The 22,450-nt window shown below is 59.6% G+C and carries 24 protein-coding genes; 16 read left to right on the top strand and 8 right to left on the bottom strand.

The genetic code is table 11. The annotated features are described in order from the left end of the window. Positions 1 to 98: 98 nt before the first annotated feature. The 9 genes from G4C92_RS05425 (at position 99) to G4C92_RS05385 (ending at position 8,484) form a co-directional block, all read left to right on the top strand. A complete protein-coding gene (locus G4C92_RS05425) occupies positions 99 to 794 on the top strand; it encodes an MIP/aquaporin family protein (RefSeq protein ID WP_274941568.1) in 696 nt (231 codons plus the stop codon). Positions 795 to 913: 119 nt separating this feature from the next. Further along, positions 914 to 1,600, top strand: a complete 687-nt coding sequence (locus G4C92_RS05420; RefSeq protein ID WP_274941567.1) for a hypothetical protein — start codon at positions 914 to 916, stop codon at positions 1,598 to 1,600. A 133-nt stretch (positions 1,601 to 1,733) separates the two neighbouring features. Beyond that, positions 1,734 to 3,113: an aldehyde dehydrogenase gene (locus G4C92_RS05415; RefSeq protein ID WP_274941566.1), complete on the top strand. Its 1,380-nt coding sequence runs from the start codon at positions 1,734 to 1,736 to the stop codon at positions 3,111 to 3,113. Positions 3,114 to 3,241: 128 nt separating this feature from the next. Continuing rightward, positions 3,242 to 4,186, top strand: a complete 945-nt coding sequence (locus tag G4C92_RS05410; RefSeq protein ID WP_274941565.1) for a LicD family protein — start codon at positions 3,242 to 3,244, stop codon at positions 4,184 to 4,186. Beyond that, positions 4,179 to 4,613: an adenylyltransferase/cytidyltransferase family protein gene (locus G4C92_RS05405; protein WP_274941564.1), complete on the top strand. Its 435-nt coding sequence runs from the start codon at positions 4,179 to 4,181 to the stop codon at positions 4,611 to 4,613. Before G4C92_RS05410 ends, G4C92_RS05405 begins: the two co-directional genes overlap by 8 nt. Continuing rightward, positions 4,613 to 6,217 (top strand): CapA family protein, encoded by a 1,605-nt coding sequence (locus tag G4C92_RS05400; RefSeq protein ID WP_274941563.1) that lies wholly within the window; start codon positions 4,613 to 4,615, stop codon positions 6,215 to 6,217. The genes G4C92_RS05405 and G4C92_RS05400 overlap by 1 nt, the downstream gene beginning before the upstream one ends. A 43-nt stretch (positions 6,218 to 6,260) precedes the next feature. Next, positions 6,261 to 7,100, top strand: a complete 840-nt coding sequence (gene larE / locus G4C92_RS05395; RefSeq protein WP_274941562.1) for an ATP-dependent sacrificial sulfur transferase LarE — start codon at positions 6,261 to 6,263, stop codon at positions 7,098 to 7,100. A gap of 46 nt (positions 7,101 to 7,146) precedes the next feature. Beyond that, positions 7,147 to 7,899: a nickel pincer cofactor biosynthesis protein LarB gene (larB, locus tag G4C92_RS05390; RefSeq protein ID WP_274941561.1), complete on the top strand. Its 753-nt coding sequence runs from the start codon at positions 7,147 to 7,149 to the stop codon at positions 7,897 to 7,899. 69 nt (positions 7,900 to 7,968) lie between these two features. Next, positions 7,969 to 8,484 carry a SprT-like domain-containing protein gene (locus G4C92_RS05385; RefSeq protein ID WP_274941560.1) on the top strand — a complete coding sequence of 172 codons (516 nt, stop codon included), beginning with the start codon at positions 7,969 to 7,971 and terminating at the stop codon, positions 8,482 to 8,484. Positions 8,485 to 8,587: 103 nt separating this feature from the next. Here the strand turns inward: G4C92_RS05385 and nudC are convergent, their stop codons facing one another. Further along, the gene (gene nudC, locus G4C92_RS05380; protein ID WP_274941559.1) at positions 8,588 to 9,469 is read right to left on the bottom strand and encodes an NAD(+) diphosphatase; all 882 of its coding nucleotides are present in this window, start codon (positions 9,467 to 9,469) and stop codon (positions 8,588 to 8,590) included. A gap of 94 nt (positions 9,470 to 9,563) precedes the next feature. Between nudC and G4C92_RS05375 the strand changes: the two genes are divergently transcribed. Beyond that, positions 9,564 to 10,448, top strand: coding sequence for a methionyl aminopeptidase (locus tag G4C92_RS05375; RefSeq protein WP_274941558.1), 885 nt, complete (start codon positions 9,564 to 9,566; stop codon positions 10,446 to 10,448). Between the two features lie 106 nt (positions 10,449 to 10,554). Here G4C92_RS05375 and G4C92_RS05370 read toward each other — a convergent pair whose 3' ends face one another. Next, positions 10,555 to 11,679 (bottom strand): substrate-binding domain-containing protein, encoded by a 1,125-nt coding sequence (locus G4C92_RS05370; protein ID WP_274941557.1) that lies wholly within the window; start codon positions 11,677 to 11,679, stop codon positions 10,555 to 10,557. A gap of 198 nt (positions 11,680 to 11,877) precedes the next feature. On the opposite strand from G4C92_RS05370, the gene G4C92_RS05365 reads away from it, so the two are divergent. From G4C92_RS05365 to G4C92_RS05345, 5 genes are all read left to right on the top strand, one after another. Beyond that, the gene (locus G4C92_RS05365) at positions 11,878 to 12,777 is read left to right on the top strand and encodes a GDSL-type esterase/lipase family protein (protein WP_274941556.1); all 900 of its coding nucleotides are present in this window, start codon (positions 11,878 to 11,880) and stop codon (positions 12,775 to 12,777) included. Next, positions 12,770 to 13,273 carry a DUF4358 domain-containing protein gene (locus tag G4C92_RS05360; protein ID WP_274941555.1) on the top strand — a complete coding sequence of 168 codons (504 nt, stop codon included), beginning with the start codon at positions 12,770 to 12,772 and terminating at the stop codon, positions 13,271 to 13,273. Before G4C92_RS05365 ends, G4C92_RS05360 begins: the two co-directional genes overlap by 8 nt. Before the next feature lie 15 nt (positions 13,274 to 13,288). Further along, complete coding sequence (locus tag G4C92_RS05355) at positions 13,289 to 14,656, top strand: MBOAT family O-acyltransferase (protein WP_274941554.1); 1,368 nt, start codon at positions 13,289 to 13,291, stop codon at positions 14,654 to 14,656. 37 nt (positions 14,657 to 14,693) lie between these two features. Beyond that, positions 14,694 to 15,845, top strand: coding sequence for a DHHW family protein (locus G4C92_RS05350; protein ID WP_274941553.1), 1,152 nt, complete (start codon positions 14,694 to 14,696; stop codon positions 15,843 to 15,845). 275 nt (positions 15,846 to 16,120) lie between these two features. After that, positions 16,121 to 16,963, top strand: coding sequence for a peptidoglycan-binding protein (locus tag G4C92_RS05345; RefSeq protein ID WP_274941552.1), 843 nt, complete (start codon positions 16,121 to 16,123; stop codon positions 16,961 to 16,963). A 201-nt stretch (positions 16,964 to 17,164) separates the two neighbouring features. Here G4C92_RS05345 and G4C92_RS05340 read toward each other — a convergent pair whose 3' ends face one another. The 6 genes from G4C92_RS05340 to G4C92_RS05320 form a co-directional block, all read right to left on the bottom strand. Further along, positions 17,165 to 18,181, bottom strand: a complete 1,017-nt coding sequence (locus G4C92_RS05340) for an ABC transporter ATP-binding protein (RefSeq protein WP_274941551.1) — start codon at positions 18,179 to 18,181, stop codon at positions 17,165 to 17,167. A gap of 3 nt (positions 18,182 to 18,184) precedes the next feature. Next, positions 18,185 to 19,000: an ABC transporter permease gene (locus G4C92_RS05335; RefSeq protein ID WP_274941550.1), complete on the bottom strand. Its 816-nt coding sequence runs from the start codon at positions 18,998 to 19,000 to the stop codon at positions 18,185 to 18,187. Next, positions 18,987 to 19,556 (bottom strand): hypothetical protein, encoded by a 570-nt coding sequence (locus G4C92_RS05330; protein ID WP_330654804.1) that lies wholly within the window; start codon positions 19,554 to 19,556, stop codon positions 18,987 to 18,989. The genes G4C92_RS05335 and G4C92_RS05330 overlap by 14 nt, the downstream gene beginning before the upstream one ends. Further along, the gene (locus G4C92_RS14905; RefSeq protein WP_330654803.1) at positions 19,553 to 19,846 is read right to left on the bottom strand and encodes a hypothetical protein; all 294 of its coding nucleotides are present in this window, start codon (positions 19,844 to 19,846) and stop codon (positions 19,553 to 19,555) included. Before G4C92_RS14905 ends, G4C92_RS05330 begins: the two co-directional genes overlap by 4 nt. Before the next feature lie 100 nt (positions 19,847 to 19,946). Then, positions 19,947 to 21,086, bottom strand: coding sequence for an ABC transporter substrate-binding protein (locus tag G4C92_RS05325; RefSeq protein WP_274941549.1), 1,140 nt, complete (start codon positions 21,084 to 21,086; stop codon positions 19,947 to 19,949). 42 nt (positions 21,087 to 21,128) lie between these two features. Continuing rightward, positions 21,129 to 21,311: a hypothetical protein gene (locus G4C92_RS05320; protein ID WP_274941548.1), complete on the bottom strand. Its 183-nt coding sequence runs from the start codon at positions 21,309 to 21,311 to the stop codon at positions 21,129 to 21,131. Positions 21,312 to 21,587: 276 nt separating this feature from the next. On the opposite strand from G4C92_RS05320, the gene trhA reads away from it, so the two are divergent. Then, positions 21,588 to 22,301, top strand: a complete 714-nt coding sequence (gene trhA, locus G4C92_RS05315; protein ID WP_274941547.1) for a PAQR family membrane homeostasis protein TrhA — start codon at positions 21,588 to 21,590, stop codon at positions 22,299 to 22,301. Positions 22,302 to 22,450: the final 149 nt, after the last annotated feature.

Here is a 22,450-nt window from a genome sequence, read left to right as displayed (position 1 = left end):
ACAGAAATAATCAGATTGTTAAATGCCCGGGTATCCAATATAATACAGGTGTCGTTTTTCTGATCGCAGAGTATCCATTCGAGTAGGGGGTATGTGTTATGAAGAAGTATATCGCCGAGTTTATCGGTACGGCGGTTCTCGTTACCTTTGGCTGCGGTACGGCGATGCTGGCCGGCTGCGATCCGTCGGCCGGAACCGGCTATCTGCTGACGGCGCTCGCATTCGGACTGTCGATCGTCGCGGAGGCGTACTGTATCGGCAACATCTCCGGCTGCCATGTCAATCCGGCTGTTTCGCTCGGCGTCTTTCTGAACGGCGGGATGAAGGGGAAGGATCTCATCGGCTACTGGATCGCACAGGTGCTCGGAGCGGCGGCCGGAAGTTTCCTGCTCAAGGCCATCTTTGAGATGGGCGGCGTGAAGGACCAGACGGGAGCATTCGGAGCCAACGGGCTGGCCGGTGTCAACGGATCGGCGGGGGCCGGTTTCCTCGTGGAACTGGTTCTGACGTTCGTCTTCGTCCTGACCGTTCTGGGTGTGACGTCGAAGAAAGCCGGCCACGGTTCCTTTGCCGGTCTGGTGATCGGCCTGACACTGACCTTCGTTCATATCCTCGGGATCGGTCTGACCGGAACATCCGTCAACCCGGCGCGGTCCGTCGGACCGGCGCTGGCGGCGCTGACGCAGGGGAATGCCCAGCCGGCAGGCTGCCTCTGGATCTTCATTCTGGCACCGATGCTCGGCGGCGCGCTGGCGGCCTGTGTCTGGCGCTTCCTTGATTCAGACCGCGCCTGACCGTATCGGAAATGTAACATCTGTAATATATGTGTCGCGAACTCTTCAACAAGTCTTAATTTGCCTTCTCTAACTCCCGGACCTATAATAGATTCAGAACAAAAGAGGAGGTGCAGACCATGAAGAAGTCAATGCTTGCAGTGTTTGTCTCTGCGGTGCTTGTGATGGCGGGATGCGGTTCCTTCGGTGTTTCAGCAATGGATCAGAAGACGACGGAAAAGGAAATCCGGATTCGCACGGAAGCGGCTGAACCGATCGAGCACGCGTCCTTCGACGCGATGCAGGTACGGAGAGGACCGGCGCATGTGGAGACCGTACATGAAAATGCAGTGACAGCAGAAGATGACGAAAAGATGACATCGGATTCGGAATCCGTAACAGACCCGGAACAGGCATCCGACGACGAACAGGCAGAAGCGGAACCGTGCGGCGAAGCGGAGCAGGATATGGACTCCGCGGACGGCGGGTCGGAAAACGTCACGGATGAGGATGACAGCGATACGGAGGATACAGCCGGTATCGAATCAGACGGAGATGAAGCCGATGCGGATCCGGTCAGCGAGTCCGATTACGACGGCGCGATTCCGTATGACGAGCAGAATTTCACCGAAGGGGCGGAAGGCCCGGAAGCGGGAACGGAGATCTCGCCGGTCGGCGATGTTGATCCGCTGCCGGATGACGAAGAATCCGTATCCGAAGCATCGGAAACGGAGCCCTTTACGGAACAGGATGTGGAGCAGGCCGACGCCGACGGAGCGGATGTGAATCTGGACGAGCTGGAGGCCGGAGGCTCAAGAGCCGAATGAATCTCCGGGTGGAGATGGAAAGAGAAGCGTCGTGCCAGATTCACAGAAATCTGGTATGATATAGAAAGGAAACGCGTGATGCAGCTGCGGGGATTCCGTGGCTGCACCTTTTTATGATGGGAAGAAGAACTCCATGCAGACGGAAAAGATACAGGAACTGGTGACCGGACAGCATCATTTTTTTGCGTCGGGCGCGACGCTGGACGTGAATACGCGGCTTCAGTATCTGCGGAAGCTCAGGGCGGCGATCCGCTCGCATGAAGCGGAGCTGAATGAAGCGCTGCGGAAGGATCTCGGAAAGAGCGCGTCGGAAAGTTATATGTGCGAGGTCGGACTGGCGCTGTCGGAGCTGACGCATATGCTGCGGCATACCCGGCGCTATGCGGCGGAAAAGCGGGTGCCGACGCCGCTGGCGCAGTATGTGTCCCGGTCCTTCGTGAAGCCCTCTCCCTGCGGAACGGTGCTGATCATGAGCCCCTGGAACTATCCGGTGCTGCTGACGCTGGATCCGCTGATCGACGCGGTGGCGGCGGGCAATACGGCGGTCGTGAAGCCGAGCGCCTATTCGCCGGCTTCGGGCGCAGTACTGGCGGAGATGATCGGGGAGGTGTTTCCGAAAGAGTATGCGGCGGTGATCACAGGCGGACGCGCAGAGAATCAGGCTCTTCTTGATCAGCCCTTTGACAAGATCTTTTTCACGGGAAGTCAGGCCGTTGGCCGGGAGGTGCTGCGGCATGCGGCGGAACGGCTGACACCGGCCGTCCTTGAGCTCGGCGGAAAGAGTCCCTGCGTGGTGGATGAGAGCGCGAATCTTTCCCTGGCCGCGCGCAGGATTGTATGGGGGAAATTTCTGAACTGCGGCCAGACCTGCGTGGCGCCGGATTATATTCTCTGTCAGGAAAGCGTGAAGCCGGCGCTTCTGGAAGCGCTTGTGAGGGAAATACGCAGGCAGTTCGGCGCGGATCCGCTCAAACGGGTATCGTACGGTCATATTGTCAGCGAAAAACACTTCGACCGTCTGATGGGACTCATCGATCCGGCGAAGGTGATCTTCGAAGGCCGGAACGACCGGTCCGCGCTCCGGATCGAGCCGACGGTCCTTGACGGTGTGACGTGGGAGGACGCCGTCATGCAGGAGGAGATTTTCGGGCCGGTTCTCCCGGTTCTGACGTATGAGAAGATCGGAGATGTGCCGGCTATGCTGGCGGACCGCCCGAAGCCGCTTGCATTATATATTTTCTCAGAGAACCGGGCGCACTGCAGGATGCTGACGGAGGTCTGCCGTTTCGGCGGCGGCTGCATTAATGACACGGTGATCCATCTCGCGACCAGCGCGATGGGATTCGGAGGCGTCGGCGAGAGCGGGATGGGCAGCTATCACGGGCGGCGCGGATTCGAGGCGTTTTCTCACAGGAAAAGCATCGTCGACAAGAAAACATGGATGGATCTTCCGATGCGGTATCAGCCGTACACAGCGCTGCATGACCGGCTGATCCGGATGTTCATTCACTGACGGAGCCGGATGGGCGGAAAAGGCCGCGTTGTCCGGAAACGGGATTTCATGCTATACTCTGATACTACTGATCGGGAAACAGTGAGTCCGCGTATCAGGCGGATCCATGAAGGAGAGGAACGGCACAGATGGTTGAGCTGAAGCTGAAGCTGCCGGAGCATTTTCTGGAAGAGGAAGTCCGGGAGGACTATACGGTTCCGGCGAAAATGAAGGAGGTATGGGCTGTGCAGCTCGACCTTCTCGCAGAGCTGATGCGCGTTTGCGAGGCGCATGGCATTCAGTACTACGCGGACGCGGGAACGCTGCTCGGCGCGGTGCGGCACAGGGGCTATATTCCGTGGGACGATGATCTGGATGTCATGATGATGCGTCCGGATTACGAAAAACTCTGTGCGGCTGCCTCCGGGGAGTTTCGTGATCCGTATTTCTTTCAGACCCAGGAGACTGAACCCGGGACGCTGAGGGAGCACGCGCAGCTGCGAAACAGCATGACGACGGGCATACGGGAGAGCGAGGCGCGCTGGAGGCTGCCGTTCAATCAGGGAATCTTTCTTGATATTTTTCCGATCGACAATGTGCCGGACGACGATCAGGATTTTCTTCTTCAGTGCCGGACGGCGGACACTCTGATCCGGAAGGCGCGGACGCGGGCGCTGTACAAGGACCGGTATGTGAAGGACAGTCCGAACCCGCTGCGGAAGGCGGCCAAGGCCGCCGCGCATGCGGTCCTTGCTGGACCGCTCCGGAAGGTGGATTTTTATGAGAAGTATTACAGGGATTACATCCGGGAAGTGACGAAATATGACGGCCAGCCGACGACGCGCGTAGCGAAGTATTTCAACGGGCTGATGACGGAGAAGGACCGGCGCCGCCGCGTGTGGGAGCGGTCCTGGTTCGACACAACCGTGATGCTGCCGTTTGAGATGATGGAGATCCCGGCTCCGGGCGGTTATCTTGAGCTGCTGGATCGGTTTTACGGAGACTGGAAGACGCCGGTCAGGGGGACGGCGACACACGGCGGCGTGATCTATGACACGTCGCGTTCTTACAAGGAGTATCTGCGAGATGAGTGAAACGAAGAAGAAATACCGGATCGGCTACACGACGGGGGCCTTTGACATGTTCCACGCAGGCCATCTCGCGATCCTCAAACGCGCGAAGGAGCAGTGCGACTATCTGATCGTTGGCGTCTCGAGCGACGCGCTGATCGAACAGTACAAGCACAAGACGCCGATTGTTCCGCTTGAGGACCGGATGGCGATCGTAGGCGCGATCCGCTATGTGGATCAGGTTGTCGTGCAGGAGAATATGGATAAGTTCGCCGCGTGGAAGACCTATCATTACGACGCACTGTTTCACGGTGATGACTGGAAGGGGACGGATCTCTACCGCTCCATCGAGGAGAAGCTGAAGGCGGTCGGCGTGGACGTCGTCTTTCTTCCGCATACGCCGGGCGTCTCCACAACGATCCTGACCGAGATCATCCGGCGGAGAGTATGATGCGGCGCAGAAAGGCGGGAAACAGGAGGAACGGCGTCGGTATTCCGGAGACGGAACAGCGGCGCAGCCGCCGCCTCGGGGCGGCGGTCTGCGCCGGATTGCTTCTGGTTCTGGCCGGGACGGTGCCTGCAGCCGGCCGGGGCAAAGCGGAAACCGGCGTGCGCGTGCTGGTCGGGGCCGGATCTGCGGAGACGGCCGCTTCCGGCGGGCACAGCCCGAATACGGCCGCGGGCTATGGCGGTCCGCGCAGTTTTTCGTTCGGCTCCGGGACGGAAAGCCGGCCGGTTCCGTCGTCCGCGGAGGCGGTTTCTTCCTTCGCGGAGCCAGTCCGTTCCGCGGCGTCACCTGCGCTGTCCGTGAGTCCGGTGCCATCTGCATCGTCCGCGGAAGCGGTTCCGGCGCCGGCGGAATCTGCCGTGTCGACCGCAGAACCGGCTGTGTCGTCCGCGGGGACGGTCCCGCCGGCCGTGCCGACGGCTTCCCCGGCGGAATCCGCCGTATCGACCGCGGAAGCGGCTGCATCGGCTGCCGCAGCGGTTTCCACGTCGGCTGCGTCCGTTTCTCAGGCTGCGGAGATACCGGCGGTTTCCTCCTCCGCGGAGAAAACGGCGGACGACACGGAGACAGTCACACTCGGCTTTGCCGGCGACATCAACTTCGCGGAAGGGTGGCCGACGACAGAGAAGATGGACGCGCAGCCGGACGGTATACTGGACTGCTTCTCGCCGGACTGCATCGACACGATGCGCGGGTTCGATCTGTTCATGCTGAACAACGAGTTCACCTACAGCACCCGGGGCAGCGAGGTGCCGAAGACCTATCATTTCCGCTCCAATCCTTCTCGTGTGGAAAATCTGAAGAAGCTGGGCGTCGACCTTGTCCTTCTGGCGAACAACCATGTCTTCGACTACGGCACCGACGCGCTGACGGACACGCTGGATACGCTCACGAAGGCGGGCATTCCGGAGGTGGGCGCCGGCCGGAACCTTGAGGAGGCGGCCACTCCGTACTATGCGCGGATCAACGGCCGGACGATCGCCTATGTGGCGGCGACGAAGGCGGAACAGTATGAGTCTGCGATCCACACTCAGGCGGCGACGGATACGCAGCCGGGTGTCCTCGCCTGCTATGATCCGTCGCGCTTTCTCGAGGAGATCCGGGCGGCGGACGCAAACAGCGATTTCGTTGTGGCCAGCGTTCACTGGGGCCTTGAGTACGATGAACACTACAGCGATGACCAGCGCGCACTGGCGGAGCAGATGGTAGCGGCCGGCGCGGACGCGGTCATAGGGTCGCACACGCACTGCCTGCAGGGAATCAATCTGATCGACGGAGCACCGGTCTTCTACAGTCTGGGGAATTTCTGGTTCAACGAAAAGCCTCTGTATTCCGGCATGGCACGCATTTCGCTTCGGGTGCCGAAGGATCGCACGCAGCCGGTCACGCTGACGGAGACGGCTTTCCTGCCGTGCACCCAGTACGATCTGCATACGGATCTGGTGACGGACCCGGAACGGAAACAGACGATTCTTGATCATATCGCCGGGCTTTCCAACGGCGATGTGACGGTTTCGCCGGACGGGATAGTAAAAAAAACCGGATAAATGGTTCAAATATTGTGAACAAAGGAGTACAATTATCGCAATTATGACAAACGACCTCGCTGAAAAATATGAAAATCTGAAAGCGTCGATCCGCTCTATGGGAAGCGTGGCGGTTGCCTTTTCCGGCGGCGTGGATTCCACGCTGCTCCTCCGTACGGCCCATGATATGCTCGGAAGCCGGGCGGTCGCGGTGACGGCCGTGTCAGCCTCCTTTCCGGACCGAGAGAGGAAGGAGGCGGCTGCATTCTGCGAAAAGCAGGGGATCCGCCAGTACTTCGTCGAGTCCGAAGAGCTGGACGTCGATGGTTTCCGGGAGAATCCGGCGAACCGCTGTTATCTCTGCAAGAAAGCACTGTTCAGCCGGGTGCTGAAGCTGGCGGAGGAGCAGGGAATCGACTGGGTGGCCGAAGGGTCGAACATGGATGATCTCGGCGATTACCGCCCCGGCCTCGTGGCGATCCGTGAGCTGGGAATCCGGAGTCCGTTCCGGGAGCAGGGTCTTGGCAAGGCAGAGATCCGGGCGATCTCAAAGGAGCTTGGGCTTCCGACGTGGAAGAAGCCGTCCTTTGCCTGCCTCGCATCGCGGTTTGTCTACGGCGAGATGATCACGGAGCCGAAGCTCAGAATGGTGGACGAGGCGGAGCAGCTGATCCGGGATCTCGGGTTTCCCCAGGTCCGCGTGCGGATTCACGGCGATCTGGCGAGGATTGAGGTGGAGCCTGAACGGGTGCCGGAGCTGCTCGCGGAACCGAACCGGACCGCGATTGCGGAAGGACTGAAGCGGGCCGGCTTCCGTTATGTGACGGCGGATCTTTCGGGATACCGGACGGGAAGCATGAATGAGACGCTCTCGGAGGAGGAGAAGAAGGCCAATACGCTTTGACGGCTGACGGGACCCGGGTCTCATCCGATGAAAGGCAATGACGGATATGAACGAGACGAAAGCGATACTGGAGCAGGTGGCGGACGGGCGTCTCAGCGTCGAAGAGGCGATGCTGAAGCTGAAGACGGAGCCGTTTGTCGATGTCGGCTACGCCAAGGTCGATCTTCACCGGGCCATACGGCAGGGACAGGGCGAGGTGATCTACGGCGAGAGCAAGACGGCGGAGGAGATCCGCGGGATTCTCGAGGTGATGCGCTCCCACGGGCAGGAGAGGGTGCTGATCACCCGGCTTTCTTCTGACAAGGCGGCTTTTCTTCAGAAGACGGAGCCGCTGGACTATCATGAGCGGGCGCGGGTCGGACTGATCGGCGGGATGCCGCCGGCGGACGGGCTGGGCCGGATCGTGATCGCCACCGGGGGTACCAGCGATCTCCCGGTCGCCGAGGAGGCGGCGCTGACGGCTGCATTTTACGGAAATGACGTGGTCCGCCTGTACGACGTGGGCGTTTCGGGCCTGCACCGTCTGCTGGCCCACGCTGAAGAGATCATGGACGCTTCGGTTCTGATCTGCATCGCGGGCATGGAGGGCGCACTTTCCAGTGTCATCGGCGGACTGGCGGACTGCCCGGTGATCGCCGTGCCGACCAGCGTGGGATACGGGGCGTCGTTTCACGGGCTGGCCGCGCTGCTGTCCATGCTGAACAGCTGCGCAAGCGGCGTCTCGGTCGTCAATATCGACAACGGGTTCGGCGCAGGCTTTTTAGCCAGCAGGATCAATCATCCGAAGCATTGTAAGTAGTAAACCGGAGCGGAAGAGGGGGGGATCCGCGGCCGGCGGAACGTGGCTGACATTGGAGGGCTTGAAGAAATGAATCAGAGCAGGATGGAGAGGGAGAGGTATCTCAGCAGAGTGGTCAGGCAGTGCATGAAGGAGCTGGACTCGATCCAGGTGCCGTACGGACATGTCGTCGAGGTGACCGTCAACACGCGTGCGCGGAAACGCTGGGGACTCTGCCGGAAGGAGGCGGACGGCTTTCACATCAGCATCGCCGACCGTCTGCTCGACGGAAATACGGAGCAGGGACTGCGGGATACGGTGATGCACGAGCTGCTCCATACCTGCCCGATGTGCAATAATCATGGCGCGATGTGGAAACATTTCGCGGAGGTGGTGAACCGCGAACTGAGCTGCCACATCAAACGGACGGATTCCAACGAGGACAAGGGACTTCCGCCGGAAGATACCGCGTCCCAGGTGCTTCATCAGTATCACTGCGACGGCTGCGGGCAGATTATCCGCAAGATGCGCGTCTGTAAATTCACGCGCAATTACCGGAGCTATACGTGCGGGATCTGCGGCGGCCACTTTGTTCAGGACTTCTGAAACAAGACGGTAGAGGAAGACCTTCGCGGGCGCGGCGGAAGGTGGCGCGGGAAAGCGGCCCGTGCCTTCTTCCGAAGACTGATTTCCGGCCGTTTCCGGCCGTTCAGCGGGGTTCCTTCCCGTCCCGGAATGTCATCATCATATGGTTTGTGAGTGAAAAATCGTTGGGCTGGCCGACGATTTTTTTTCGTTCGATCCAGACCGCCTCGGACAGCTCGCTCCGTTCGAGACGGATCGTGGTGTCGCCGTCCACGTCGCAGTAGAAGCCGGCGAGCAGATCATCCACGACGCCCCATGGCTGAGAGGCGAAGTAGCGGATGTTTTTTACCCGGAGGCCGGTTTCCTCCATCACTTCGCGCGCCACTGTCTGCTCCAGCGTCTCGCCGATTTCCGTGAAGCCGGCCACCAGCGCGTAATACGGCAGTTTCCGGGAACGGACATACCGGGTGTGTAGAAGGCGGTCTCCGTCCGTCACGCCGACGATGACGGCCGGGATGATCCGGGGGTAGATGATCCGGCCGCACTTCGGGCAGACGATGGCCCGTTCGGTGTGAGAGAGGCGCGTGCGCGAGCCACAGGTGCCGCAGAACCGGTTGTCGCGGTACCAGCGTGCGAGCTGCAGCGCGGTTACGGCGCCGAAAACGAAAGACTTCGGAGCGGCGTCCGCGCGGCGCAGGGCGCGGACGGATTCGTACAGAAAACCGTCCGGGAGAAGATCGGGCGCTTCCTCCGCGAGGAACCAGGGCGTATCGTCGATGGAGAAGAGATAGATGTAGCCGGCGGCCGGATTACAGTCGCGGTAGAGCGGCAGCGAGACGTCCGGATCCGGAAGCTGCGCGTGGGCGGCGTCCCGGGTGTCGGACAGGTCGCCCCGTCTGACGGCGATGCAGCCGCTGCGGATCATGCAGACAGGGCTGTCCGCCTCCGGGTGCATGTCCGGACGCCATGTGTTGGTGAGTTTTGACGGCTCAATATCCTGAATCATGGACTTTCCTCCGTTTTGGTGCTATGCTCAGACCGGCTGCGCGGACGCAGCCTTGAACTGCAGTCAAGTATGACATAGTTGGAAGAGGAATGCCATGAAATTTACCAATCCAAAACTGGACCGCAACGAACCGTGCTGGTGCGGAAGCGGAAGAAAGTATAAGCAGTGCCATATGGCCTTTGACGAGAAGATCCGGGCGGCGGAGATGCAGGGACATGAAGTGCCGGAACGAAGGCTTCTCAAGACGCCTGAGGATATCGAAGGAATCCGGGCCAGCGCGAAGATCAATATCGCCGTGCTCGACGAGGTGGCCTCCCGTATCCGTGAGGGGATGAGTACGGAGGAGATCGACCGGATCGTCTATGAGACGACGAAGAAGATGGGCGGCATCCCGGCGCCGCTGAACTATGAGGGATTTCCGAAGAGCGTCTGCACCTCGCTGAACGATGAGGTCTGCCACGGTATTCCTTCCCCGGACGTGATTCTGAAGGACGGCGATATCATCAATGTCGATGTGTCCACGATCTGCAAAGGTTATTTTTCCGACTCTTCCCGGATGTTCTGCATCGGAAACGTAAGTCCGGAGACGAGAAAGCTGGTAGAGGTCGCCCGCGAGTGCGTGGAGATCGGCGTACGCGAGGTCGTGCCGTGGCATTATCTCGGCGACATGGGCGCGGCCGTGCATCAGCATGCGCTGGAGAACGGCTACAGCATCGTCCGTCAGATCGGCGGTCACGGCTGCGGAAAGGAGTTTCATGAGGATCCGTGGGTCGGATACACCTCGATGCCCGGCACGGGGATGCTGATGGTTCCGGGACTCTGCTTCACGATCGAGCCGATGGTCAACATGGGACTGGACGAAATCTATGAGGACGACAGCAACGGCTGGACGATCTACACGGAGGACGGAAAGCCGTCCGCCCAGTGGGAGGTGCAGGTCGTCGTCACCGATACGGGCTGCGAGGTGCTCGCTCACTGAGAGCGAATAAAAAACGGCGGGAAAGGCAGAAACAGACTGCCTTTCCCGCCGTTTTTTCCGGGGATGATGAAAGGGAGGCGGCGTAAAGAGGACGCGGCCCGGTGTCTTACTGCATCACGGAAACGGCGTTTTTCTTCGTGACTTTGACCGGCCCGATCAGGAAGGACGGAATCACGCCCTTGCCTCCGTCGATGTCCGCCGTGTCGTACCGGCAGGAAAAGCTCCAGCCGCTCTTATTGATGACGTAGCTGTCCGTCGATTCCTCCGTCATCAGGGAGAGACCCACATCGGAGGCCACGATGGCTTCGTTCTGCGTATCAACATAGGCGGACATCGTCTGATCTCCGTTTTCCAGCTCCTTCAGGCTGGAGTTGTCTGTGCCGGAGCCGGTGACGATGACGTCGTTTTTTCCGCGGTAGCTCCGGCTGACGGCTTTGATGACGCCGCGGGCGGACTCGTCCGTTCCTCCGAGAACCGCTGCCAGCTCGGTATCTTTTCCGTAATCCGACTTCAGGATCTGCTCCATGCGGGATTCGGCTTTCTCCTGACTGCCGGCCGACACGTCGGCAAGACGGACTTCACCCGAGGGGATTTTCAGACTCCCTGCGCTGAGATAGGGCTCCAGTGTGGCGTAGATTCCGTCGTAGAGAAGGGCCGTCTGAGGGTTCTCCGCCGGGCCGGCGGCCAGCTCGATCCGGCTTACCTTCGCGTTTTCGTCCTTTGATACACCCAGCGCACTGATGACGGACTGCGCCTGAAGCACGCCCATCTGACGGCTGTCCGGAAGCACCGCGCAGGTGACAGCGTCTGAGTTTCGTATCACGGAGCCGTAGGAAAGCACCGGTATGCCGGCCTCTCTGGCTGCCGCCAGCGGATCGGAGAGCTTCTCCGCATCCACCGGTGCGACGATCAGAAGACTGACGCCGCCGCTGATAAGAGAGGCGAGATCTTTGGCCTGACGGTCCGCCTGACCGCCGCTGTAGATGAGCTTCGCTTCATAGCCGCGGGACGTGAAGCGCTTCGCGAGCCACTCTCCCTCCGTTTTCCAGCGCTCCGTTTCATCGGAAGGAAAGGCGATTCCGACGGATTTTCCGGTTGACGCGACAGATTCTGCCGGGGAATCGGCAGGATGAGTGGTGTTTCCGGGCTTTGCACCGCAGCCGGCTGCCGCGAGCGCCAGCGTGAGGACGGCCGCGGCGGACCGGATCACCGATCGATTCTTCGCTTTCATGACATGACCCTCTTTCTTTTCATCGGCCTGCCTCAAAAAGACGGCGCGGCGCACAGATATTATCAACGATAGCATAGAGAAACGGAAAACTCAATCCGGCAGTCCAAAGGAAACGGCTTCTGTGGTATACTGTCTCCGTTGGCGAAAAGGCTGGCTCAGCCGGCCGGTAAAAGGCCGGAGAGGACTTCATCGGAATCTATGAAAAAGCATATCAACAGGCGCGGACTCCGCGCCGCGGGAGCTGCGGCTGCCGCTCTGATCGTCATCGCGGTGATCGTATCCGCCGTCCGTTCCGCAAGGCTGCGGGCGCTGGAAAACTCCTATACCAGTCAGGGAGAAGCCTATCTGCGCGCTCTCGAATCCCAGGACCTGTCCGCAGTCAAGGCCTCAATCCGGGAAAAGCAGACTGACAACAAAAAGGCGTCTGTGGAAGAGCTGCTGGCGAAAATCGACAGCGGAGAGGCCGATCTCTGGGCCTGCTTCGACGACGCGGTGATTCTTGGCGATTCCCGGGGGGACGATTTCCAGTACAACGGCTTTCTGCCGAAATCGAAAATTCTCTGCGACCTCGGAGCGAGCTGCGGGAAGGCGCTCGACTATCTGGACACCGTGGCTTCCATGGCGCCGAAGCAGATCATTTTCACCTACGGTATGAACGACGTGGACGGCAACTTCAGCAGCGCTGACGCCTTCACGGCCGAATATCTGAAAGTTATCAATGAATTCCGCGCGAAGCTGCCGGATTCGGAGTATTATGTCAATTCGATCATTCCGGTCACGGAGCATGCCATTGAGAACGACTCCAACTACGAGAATATACCGGCTTACAACGAGGCGCTGAAGCAGATGTGCGCGGCGAACGACCTTGTCTGGATCGACTGCGATGATCTGCTGAGCGGACACGAGGATCTGTATGACACCGACGGGCAGCATTTCCTGAAGGATGCCTATCCGCTCTGGGGCAGACGGATCATCAGGAGTATCTATGAATATGAAAACGGAATCAGTACCGAAAGCGGAGCCGTCAGTGCGGCCGAGGCCGTCGAGACGGCGGACAGCTCCGCGGAGACGGCGGAAGGAGAGAGCGGAGATGAGTGAGGGACCGTATCGGAGAGATCCGGGCGTTCTGATCCCCTGCGTCCTGAAATGGGCTCTTTTCCTGCTCCTTTTCATCACACTGATCGGGCGGATCCGGGGCGGACGGCCCAGCCGGACTCCCTTTGATCAGATGACGCAGGCCGTCACGGGAGCCGCCGATCTGAGCAATACGGATCAGGCCGACAACCAGATGGTGCGCCGGCTGTACCGTCTCACGCCTTCCGATTATGAGGGCGTGCTTCTCTACGCGCCGAAGACCAACATGGGTGCCGAGGAGCTTTTTCTCATCCATCTGAAGGACCAGTCGCAGGAGAAGGAAGCCGTACAGGCGGTGAAGCAGCGCATCCGGACCCAGAAGAACAGCTTCAAAGGATACGGAGCCGAACAGACGGCGATGCTGGAGAAGAGCGTCTGGGAATCCAGAGGCGGGTATGTGCTTTATTACTGCGGAAACCAGCCGCAGAAGGTGAAGCGGGCGTTCGAGAACGCGCTGTAAGGGAGGGAGTCCGACTTGACGTTCAGCACACTGTATTTTGTCTTCGTCTTTCTGCCGCTGGCGCTTCTGATCTGCCGGTTTGTGCCGGAGAGGGCGGTGAATCCGGTTCTTGCCGCGCTCAGTCTGCTGTTTTACGCGTGGGGAAGGCCGTCGAATCTGATCGTGCTCCTGATCCTTGCCGCCTGCAACTATCTGGCGGGACTTCAGATGGACGGTCTGCTCCGGAAGGGAGACCGGCGGGCGCTTCGCGCGGTCACGGCGGCTACGGCGGCCGCCGATGTGGCGGTGCTCGCTCTGTACAAGTATTTCGCGGGGCATATGCCTGTCGGACTGTCGTTCTATACGTTCACGGTGCTGTCCTATCTCTTTGACGTGTACCAGGAGCAGACGCCTCCTGAGCGGAACGTGCTCCGCTATCTCCTCTATGTCAGCTTCTTTCCCAAGCTGACGATGGGACCGATCGTGACATACCGGGATTTCGCGCCGCAGGCGGAGAACCATCCGATGACCCGGGCCGGTCTGCTGGCCGGCCTGCGTCTGTTCCTGATCGGACTGGCGAAAAAGGTGCTGCTGGCGGATCAGCTGGGCATGGCTTTCTCCGCTGTCTCGAAGGGAACGCAGACGACGGTGCTCGGCGCCTGGCTCGGGATGCTGTTCTACGGCTTCGAGCTGTATTACGACTTCAGCGGCTATTCGGATATGGCGATCGGCATCGCGCGGATGTTCGGGTTCCGCATCGGCAAAAACTTCGATCATCCGTATCTCAGCCGTTCCGTCTCCGAATTCTGGCGGCGGTGGCATATTTCGCTCGGGAACTGGTTCAAGCAGTACGTGTATTTCCCGATGGGAGGAAGCCGTGTGTCAGACGGAAGGCTTTTCATCAATCTCCTGACGGTCTGGCTCCTGACGGGAATCTGGCACGGGAACACGCTGAATTTTCTGATCTGGGGGCTCTATCACGGCTTCTTCGTGATCCTGGAGAAGTTTGTCATCCGGGAACGGGCGGACCGGCTTCCGGACGCGGTGCGGGTGATCATCACGTCGTTCATCGCCTTCGTCGGATGGATTTTCTTCTTCACCCGGACACCCGGCGAGGCGGCCGCCTGGTGCGGCGCGCTGTTCGGCGCGGGTACGGCCGGGCTTGCCGGGAACGCGGCTCTGTTCGCTCTTCAGGGCAATTTCCTGCTTCTTCTGGCGTCAGCCGTGGGCGCGACCGAGTGGGTGGACCAGACGTTCCGGAGGATTTTCTTCAGCAACGTGTATCATCTGGATGAGCGCGTGCTGACCGGTGCGGCGGCCGCGCTGCATCTGATTCTTCTGGTCAGCTGCGTGGCGGGCATGGTCAGCAGTACATACAGCTCTTTCCTTTATTTCCGCTTCTGACGGTTGATCACGGTATGTTATAAAGAGGTGGCACGCATTGAAAAAGTCAAGCAGAAGGGAACGCTTTCAGAAGATCTACCGCGTGACGGGCATTGCGGCGGCGGCTCTGATTGCGGTCTGTTCAGCCGTCACGATCCTGAAGCCGGACCGGACTTTCTCCGCCAATGAGAACCGGACGCTTCAGGGACGGCCGGCCCTCTCGCTGTCCGCACTGGCGGACGGCACGTTTTTCAAGGATCTCGGCAGCCGGTTCAGCGATCAGTTCTGGCTGAGGGATCTCTGGATTTCGCTGGAATCGGGGGAGGAGGGGCTGGCCGGCCGCCGGGAGTCTCACGGCGTCTATATCGGAAAGGATGACTGCCTGTTCGCCAATCCGGAGACGCCGGACCCGGACGGCGTGAAATCCATTGCGGATGCGGTGAATGCCTTCGCCTCAAAACACACAGACATCCGCGTCCGGATGATGGCCGTTCCCTGCGCAGCGGCCATCTATCCGGAAAAACTGCCGTCCCACGCGCCGGTACGCGACCAGCTGGCCGACATCCGGTCGCTGAAGGCGGCGCTTGGAAGCGGAAGCTCCGTGACCTTTATCGATCCCTCTCAGGTGCTTGCGCAGCACAAGAAAGAGCAGCTGTATTACCGGACGGATCATCACTGGACGAGTCTCGGCGCGCGCCGCGTCTTCGACGGCTGCGCCGGGGAGCTGGGAATCGATAATCCGGTCACGACCTACACGCGGTATATCCTGTCCTTTGATTTTCTGGGAACGCTGGGATCCCAGAGCGGCCGGTTCGGGACGAGAGACATGATCAGCATCTATGTGCCGCAGGCGGACGTCAGTGAGTACGTTACCTGCGATGACAAGACGCGCACCTCGATCTATGACAGCTCGAAGCTGAAAGAGAAGGACCAGTATCAGGTCTTTATGGGCGGCAACCATCCGGTGGCGGATATCCGGACGAACGCCGGCACGGGGCGGACGCTGCTGCTCTTCAAGGACTCCTACGCCAACAGCTTCGTGCAGTTTCTGCTGCCGTACTATGACCGGATCCTGATGATCGATCCGCGCTACTATTACGACAGCATCAGCAGCACGATGAGCCAGAACAAGATCACGGACGTTCTGATTCTCTACAGCGCGAACACACTGTTCACGGATACATCACTGGCAGACTGCCTGACATCCTGATCTTTTTTGCTTAATATGATGAATTTCCGAGACACCGTGCAGGTGTCTCTTTTTTTGTACAGACATGCGCCTATAATGGGCATACAGAAACCGGGTGACAGGAGACATCCGCGGGCGCGTCAGAGTCCGCCGGCGAAACAGTCAGGACCACTGACGCAGAGACATCTGCGGGTGCGCCGGAGCCTGAAGAGGCGCAGAGTGAGACGCGGAGGCGTCGGCCGCTGGCAGGCGGCGGAAGGACAGACGGCTCAGGGAGCCGGAGAAAGGAGAGACGTATGAAGAAATCGAGGGGAATCAGGATGGCGGCCGCATGGATCACGGCAATCTGCCTTGCAATTCCGGGGACGGCCGTGGGGGCGGCCGTCACGTCATCGGCGCCGCAGACGGCGGGCACAGACAGCGGGAAGCTGGAGGATCAGCTGGCTAAGGTGACGAAGGAGCGGGACGAGCTGAAGGCAAAGGTCGACGAACTGACAAAGGAAGTGGAAGAGCTGAAGAACGGACAGGCCGAAAGCGCGGAGTCGAAGCCGGAGCTTCCGGACAACGTGGCCGGCGCGGATACAACCGTCACATATTCGGATGCGGCGACGGTCCGGCTGGTGCAGCAGGCGCTGAACGCGGCCGGCTACAACTGCGGCAATCCGGACGGCGTTCCGGGGGCGAAGACAGCGGAGCAGATCAGCGCCTATGAGACGGCGAAGGGACTGACGGTCAACGGCGCGATCACAGACCAGCTGCTTCAGTCGCTGGGGATCGCGGATCAGGTGGCAGCGCAGGCGAAGCAGGAGGCGCAGAAGGGGCAGTACAGCACGGATTACAGCTATCAGCAGCTGGCCCGGAACCCGGACGCCTATCTGAATCAGAAGGTAAAATTCTCCGGCGAGGTGCTTCAGGCGGATAACGGAGATCCCTCCTACATCCGGCTGGCCGTTAATTCGGATTACGATTCGGTGCTGTTCGTCACCTTTGATCCGGACATCATCGACTACAACCTGCTGGAGAATGACCAGGTGACGGTCTACGGCGTCGATCTGGGCGAGTACACCTATGAGACCGTGCTGGGTGCCAGCGTTACGATCCCGTGGGTTCAGGCGGACATGATCGAGATCAGCAACTGACGGAAGATCCGCGCAAAAGCCGCCCGGGCAGAATGCGAATCATGATAAAAGGCGCGCAGGAACGGCCTGCTGCTGAAAGCAGCCGTACCTGCGCGCCTTTCGGATTTACGCTCCTGGCAAGGGAGAGAGAAGGAGGCGTTTCCGGATCGAGGCGCCCGGGCGGCGGAGGGAAGAACCGCCCCCGGCGCCGGAACAGCTCCGTCAGAGCGCGATGCATTTGCTCTTCGGGATGGAAAGCGTCACCTCGTCGCCCTCATGGAAGAGACTTTCGTCGCCGAACAGCGTATCCACGTCAATCTGAACACCGCCGCAGAGAACCGCGTAGCGGATGATGTTGCCGTGGGGAAGGCTTGCCGCGATCCGTCCCCGCATCAGGTAGGCGTCGGGATTCTCCGGCTCCGCGCCGCCTGCCGGATGCATGTCGATGATCTCAGGCCGGAAGGCCGTCATTTCGGCGAAAGCTGTTCCGCCGCAGGCGGTCTTCAGCTGGGCGGCGCTCAGAAGGTTGTAGTGGCCGATGAAGGTCGCTGCAAAGCGCGTCACGGGTTTCGTGTACATGTCGATCGGGTGCGCGGACTGCTCGATGTGACCGCTGTGGAGCAGGTGGATCGTATCCGACATCACCATCGCTTCGTCCTGGTCGTGCGTGACGAAGACGGCGGTGATGCCGACCTCTTTCTGGATCCGTCGGATCTCGATCTGAAGGCTGTGGCGGAGCAGCGCGTCGATCGCGGACAGCGGCTCGTCGAGCAGAAGCACCTTCGGCTCTGTGACCAGCGCGCGGGCGAGCGCGGCTCGCTGCTGCTGCCCGCCGGAGAGCTGGGCCGGATACATCCCGGCCTGCTCGTCGAGCCCGACAATCTTCAGGATGTCGGCCGTTTTCTCACGGATCAGGGCTTTATCCATCTTCTTGATCTTAAGGCCGAACGCGACGTTCTGGGTCACGTTCATGTTCGGGAAGAGGCTGTACTGCTGGAAGACCATGCCGATATCGCGCTTCCGCGGCTCAATGCCGGTGATGTCCGTGCCGTCGAGCAGGATGCGTCCTTTCGTGACCTCCTCGAGGCCGGCAAGGCACCGGAGCAGCGTGCTCTTGCCGCAGCCGGAAGGACCGAGGAGTGTGACCAGCTCCCCTTTCTCGATCGTAAGATTGATATCGTCGAGCACCTGTTTGGATCCGTAGGATTTGCAGAGATTCTGAAACTCAATGTATGCCATGGTTTATCCTTTCTTCCGGCTGCCGGCCTGTGCCGCGTGTCGGGACGCATGATTCCGCCCGATCAGCACGAAGGAGGCGATCAGGAACGTGACCAGCATGATCATGACGAAGACCGCGCTCGACTTCATGCTGTCGGACTTCATCGCCTGGTACATGAAGATCTGAACGTTCGTTACAGTTGAACCGGACAGGTTCCGGATCAGGACGTAGTCGCCGAAGATGATGCCGACCGCGAGAAGCGCCGACACGATGATGCCGCTCATCAGGTTCGGCACGACGACACGGAAGAACGCGGCGATCCGCGACGAGCCCAGCATCTCAGCCGCCTCCAGCAGCGTTTTCATATTGATGGAACGCATGCTGTTGCGGATGCCCTGATAGATGTAAGGCAGGATGATAATGCAGTAGGCACCGACCAGCATCACCAGACGGCTGCTCAGGACCGACTTGCTGCCGACGTAGAGCGAAAGAATACTGACCGAGAGGATGACGCCCTGAATCGTATAGGGGATCATGCAGATGATCTGCACGTATTTCTCCAGCCGGGGTGCATAGACGACCACCACATACATTGCCAGCAGGACGACTGTGACGGTGATCGCGATCGGCGCGATGCAGAGCAGCATGGTCTGGCCCAGCGCGGACCAGAAAGCCGTATTGGAGAACAGTTCCTGATAGGCGGAGAGCGTGAAGCCCTTCGGTACGACGCCGGTCCACTTTGAGAAGAGCGAATAGATCACGCAGGCCAGCAGAGGAATCAGGAGGTAGATCGTCACGAGGATGATCAGGATGACGGAAAGCGCGTTATGACGCCGCATGACTTCTTTCTCCTTTCCGGAACGGACGGCTGAGGCCGTTGGTGACACCGATCATGACGACCATGATGATCATCATGACGACAGACAGCGAGCCGCCGAGCCCTTTTTGAATCTTCACTTCACCGACGAAGCATCCGGCGATCTGGATCGGCAGCAGCGAGAGCGAATTCATCATCAGTGCATAGGCGGTCGCGTAGGCAGCCAGGGCATTCGCGAACAGCACGCTGAATGTGCTTAAGATCCCCGGCATCAGGACCGGGATGCCGATGGAGAACCAGAAACGGCCGCTCCCGACGCCCAGCAGATGCGCGGCTTCCTGCCATTCCTTGCGGATCCCCTCGAAGACGGGCATCAGAAGGAGCGTGGCGAGCGGGATCTGGAAGTAGACGTAGATCAGGCTCATCCCGCGGGTCGAATACAAGTTGAAGTCGGCCAGCGCCCGGATGCCGAATTCCCGGCCAAACTGGACCATGACACCTGCATTTCCTAAAAGAATCATGTAGGCAAATGCAAGCGGAATCCCCGCGAAGTTGGAGACCATATTCAGCACAGTCATAAAGACTGTTTCGACCCGTCCCTTCGCGCGGTGCGCGGCCTGGGGCCGAGAAAGGCGATGACGATTCCGATCAGCGCCGACTGAAGCGAGATCCGGATGCTGTTCTCAATCGCCTTCGTGTACAGCAGCTTCGAGAAAACGGTCTGGTAATTCTGAAAGGTCAGCGCGCCGGTGCTGTCGGAGCGGAAACTGTTCACAATCACCATCGCCAGAGGCAGGATCTCATACATGGCCGCCAGCAGCAGAAAGGGAAGCAGGGCGGTCAGACAGATCCATCGTTTTTTCTTCATAGGAGACTCCTCTCTGGATGGAAGCAGAAGGTATGGAAGCAGAAACTGCCGCACAGCCGTGCGGCAGCTTCGTCATCCCGTTTCAGTCCGGACCTGTTTTTTACTGAACCAGCAGCGGAACGATCTCCTCGTTCCATCTGGAGACCACCGTTTCGCAGGCCTTTGTGTAGGCTTCCGTATCCTTCATCGGGACGGCGTTCGCGAAAGCAGAGGTCTTGAAGGACTTCTCCTGTACCTCCTCCGGAATCTCCACATCCGTACGGGTGGGGACGCCGCCGGCCGCAGCCAGATTGGCCTGGCCCTCATCGCTGAAGAAATACTCTCTCGCAAGCGCGGCCGCGTTCGGGTGCGGCGCGTACTTGTTGATAACGGAAGCGTAGCCGCTCAGAATCGAACCGTCGGTCGGGATGTCCGCTTCCATCTTGTATTTCGTGATGTTGTTCTTGTATGTGACGGCGTTGAAGGACCAGATAACGCCCATCGGAACCTCACCGGTCTCGAAGTTCTGCTGCGTGATATCGACGGAATTGATGCGGCCCGCCTCTGCCATCTTCGTCCAGAAATCGAAGGCCGGATCCGGATTGTTCAGATCACCGCCGAAGGCATAGGCCGAAGCGATGACCGCCGCCTGGGCGGTGCCGCCGTTGATATCGCCGATCGCGACCTTGTAGTCACCCTTCTCGACATCAGCCCAGGACTTGGGCGCTTCCTTCACCTGATCCGTATTGGTCAGGAAGGCGGTGGCGCCGGTGTAGGCCATCATCCACTTGCCGTCTTCGCCCTTCGCCCAGTCCGGCACACTGTCCCAGTAAGAGGTCTTGTAACCCTGCGCCAGATCCTGGTCGATCGCCTGCTGACCAAAAGCCTGGCCGACATCGCCGATGTCCTTCGTCCCGTTCTCACCCTCTGTCTGGAACATCTGCAGCTCCTCGGCGGAGGACATATCGGCGTCCGTGTGATTGATGCCGTACTTGTCCTTGATGGCCTTCCAGGCATTGCCCCAGTTCGCCCATTCATCCGGCATACCGACTGACTCGATGTCGCCTTCTTTTTTTGCGGCTTCCGTAATTTCATCAGGCGTCTTGCCGTTCAGCGGGTTTTCGCTGTCGTTGGAAGCGGCTGCCTCTGCTGAAACAGCTGACGAATCCACGTCAGACGCGGCAGCACCTGCCGGCGCGGCAAGTGCGAGCGTGCAGCCGAGGATCAGTGACAGAGCGGCAAACGGTTTTTTTCTTCTCATTGTCTTCTCCTTCATCTGTAAAAAATCGTACGGATCTTTCCGTCAGCAGACAGCGTACCATTCGCCGGGCACCGGTTCTATCGGACTTGCGTAAATCTCATGTAATGCTTCCGTAAAATGCAGCCGCCGCGCCTGACGTTCAGGAGAATTGAAAAACAGGTGCGCTTCGGGAAACGTTTGGAAGACAGGGAAACGGCGGGCGGCTGTTTCCGGCAGATGGGTCATCAGAGAATAAAGGCGAGGGAAGACGCTTCGTGTCAAAAAAGAGCATGGGGCAGGCAAACGGGAGCGGCTCAATGCAAGGCAGAGCCGAGGCAGCAGAATTCCCGTCCAGCACAAGGCGGTCCCGTGAGAAGTCAAGGGTCGATGAGATTGACACAATCCGCACAACGTGGTAAGATCAATCCGTGATGTAGTAATGAAAACCACATCATATAAATTGTAGAAATCGATGGTTGCGCTGAGAAACGGACGGAGGTGGTTCAGATGACAGGCAGTACGATGGCAGAAAGAAGAAGGGAAGAAAGCACGAGATTCGGAAGGCTTCCCGCAACCGTCTCACTGGAGATCCGGGAACCCGGCTCCGCGCTGACGCATTTCGCCGCATTGATCCTGGTGGCGGTCGGTGCCGGACCCTTGATGCTTCACGCACGGCGGTACGGATCCGCCTGGACGGCAGCAGGCGTCTGCGTCTTTCTTCTGACAGCGGGCCTTCTGTACGCGGCCAGCACGACGTATCACACTGTGGTGAGCGGACGCCGGACGACGACAATCCTCCGCAAGATCGACCATTCCTCCATATCGGTCATGATCGCGGGATCCTATACGCCGCTGTGTCTCACCGTACTTCGCGGGCGGTCAGGCTATGCGCTGCTGGCTGCAGTCTGGACGCTGGCTCTGGCGGGCGTGATCCTGAAGCTTTTCTGGATCACCTGTCCGAAGTGGGTCTCCTCCGTGCTGTATCTCGGGATGGGATGGCTCTGCGTCTTTGCCATGAAGCCTCTGCTCGCCGGGATGCCGTCAGGTGCCTTTGCCTGGCTGCTGGCCGGCGGCATCGCCTACTCGGTGGGGGCGGCGATCTATGCCATGCACCCGAAGGCCTTTGACGCGAGACATATCTATTTCGGATCGCACGAAATCTTCCATGTTTTCATCATGATCGGCACGCTGTGCCACTACATCATGCTGGACCGTTACATTACCCGGATCGGGTGAACGGCACCCACGGAACAAAAGCACAAAGATCGAACATCGCGGAAGATCTCTTGTATACGCGTAACAGAAGCGCCCCGTCCGCACACCATTGGCGTGCGCGGACGGGGTTTTGTGCTGTCCGGAACCGGAGCTTGACAGACCGGCGGACT

Origin of the sequence: Chordicoccus furentiruminis, from assembly GCF_019355395.1 — a bacterium.
GTDB classification, from domain to species: Bacteria; Bacillota; Clostridia; order Lachnospirales; family Lachnospiraceae; genus Chordicoccus; species Chordicoccus furentiruminis.
The sequence above is the reverse complement of the archived record's forward strand: the minus strand, read 5'-3'. Positions and strand labels throughout refer to the sequence as shown.

Bases quoted from the DNA above. Each gene is read 5' to 3' on its own strand.
- G4C92_RS05425 (WP_274941568.1), top strand. From the start codon at position 99: ATGAAGAAGTATATCGCCGAGTTTATCGGTACGGCGGTTCTCGTTACC.
- G4C92_RS05420 (WP_274941567.1), top strand. From the start codon at position 914: ATGAAGAAGTCAATGCTTGCAGTGTTTGTCTCTGCGGTGCTTGTGATG.
- G4C92_RS05415 (WP_274941566.1), top strand. From the start codon at position 1,734: ATGCAGACGGAAAAGATACAGGAACTGGTGACCGGACAGCATCATTTT.
- G4C92_RS05410 (WP_274941565.1), top strand. From the start codon at position 3,242: ATGGTTGAGCTGAAGCTGAAGCTGCCGGAGCATTTTCTGGAAGAGGAA.
- G4C92_RS05405 (WP_274941564.1), top strand. From the start codon at position 4,179: ATGAGTGAAACGAAGAAGAAATACCGGATCGGCTACACGACGGGGGCC.
- G4C92_RS05400 (WP_274941563.1), top strand. From the start codon at position 4,613: ATGCGGCGCAGAAAGGCGGGAAACAGGAGGAACGGCGTCGGTATTCCG.
- larE (WP_274941562.1), top strand. From the start codon at position 6,261: ATGACAAACGACCTCGCTGAAAAATATGAAAATCTGAAAGCGTCGATC.
- larB (WP_274941561.1), top strand. From the start codon at position 7,147: ATGAACGAGACGAAAGCGATACTGGAGCAGGTGGCGGACGGGCGTCTC.
- G4C92_RS05385 (WP_274941560.1), top strand. From the start codon at position 7,969: ATGAATCAGAGCAGGATGGAGAGGGAGAGGTATCTCAGCAGAGTGGTC.
- nudC (WP_274941559.1), bottom strand. From the start codon at position 9,469: ATGATTCAGGATATTGAGCCGTCAAAACTCACCAACACATGGCGTCCG.
- G4C92_RS05375 (WP_274941558.1), top strand. From the start codon at position 9,564: ATGAAATTTACCAATCCAAAACTGGACCGCAACGAACCGTGCTGGTGC.
- G4C92_RS05370 (WP_274941557.1), bottom strand. From the start codon at position 11,679: ATGAAAGCGAAGAATCGATCGGTGATCCGGTCCGCCGCGGCCGTCCTC.
- G4C92_RS05365 (WP_274941556.1), top strand. From the start codon at position 11,878: ATGAAAAAGCATATCAACAGGCGCGGACTCCGCGCCGCGGGAGCTGCG.
- G4C92_RS05360 (WP_274941555.1), top strand. From the start codon at position 12,770: ATGAGTGAGGGACCGTATCGGAGAGATCCGGGCGTTCTGATCCCCTGC.
- G4C92_RS05345 (WP_274941552.1), top strand. From the start codon at position 16,121: ATGAAGAAATCGAGGGGAATCAGGATGGCGGCCGCATGGATCACGGCA.
- G4C92_RS05340 (WP_274941551.1), bottom strand. From the start codon at position 18,181: ATGGCATACATTGAGTTTCAGAATCTCTGCAAATCCTACGGATCCAAA.
- G4C92_RS05335 (WP_274941550.1), bottom strand. From the start codon at position 19,000: ATGCGGCGTCATAACGCGCTTTCCGTCATCCTGATCATCCTCGTGACG.
- G4C92_RS05330 (WP_330654804.1), bottom strand. From the start codon at position 19,556: ATGACTGTGCTGAATATGGTCTCCAACTTCGCGGGGATTCCGCTTGCA.
- G4C92_RS14905 (WP_330654803.1), bottom strand. From the start codon at position 19,846: ATGAAGAAAAAACGATGGATCTGTCTGACCGCCCTGCTTCCCTTTCTG.
- G4C92_RS05325 (WP_274941549.1), bottom strand. From the start codon at position 21,086: ATGAGAAGAAAAAAACCGTTTGCCGCTCTGTCACTGATCCTCGGCTGC.
- G4C92_RS05320 (WP_274941548.1), bottom strand. From the start codon at position 21,311: ATGACCCATCTGCCGGAAACAGCCGCCCGCCGTTTCCCTGTCTTCCAA.
- trhA (WP_274941547.1), top strand. From the start codon at position 21,588: ATGGCAGAAAGAAGAAGGGAAGAAAGCACGAGATTCGGAAGGCTTCCC.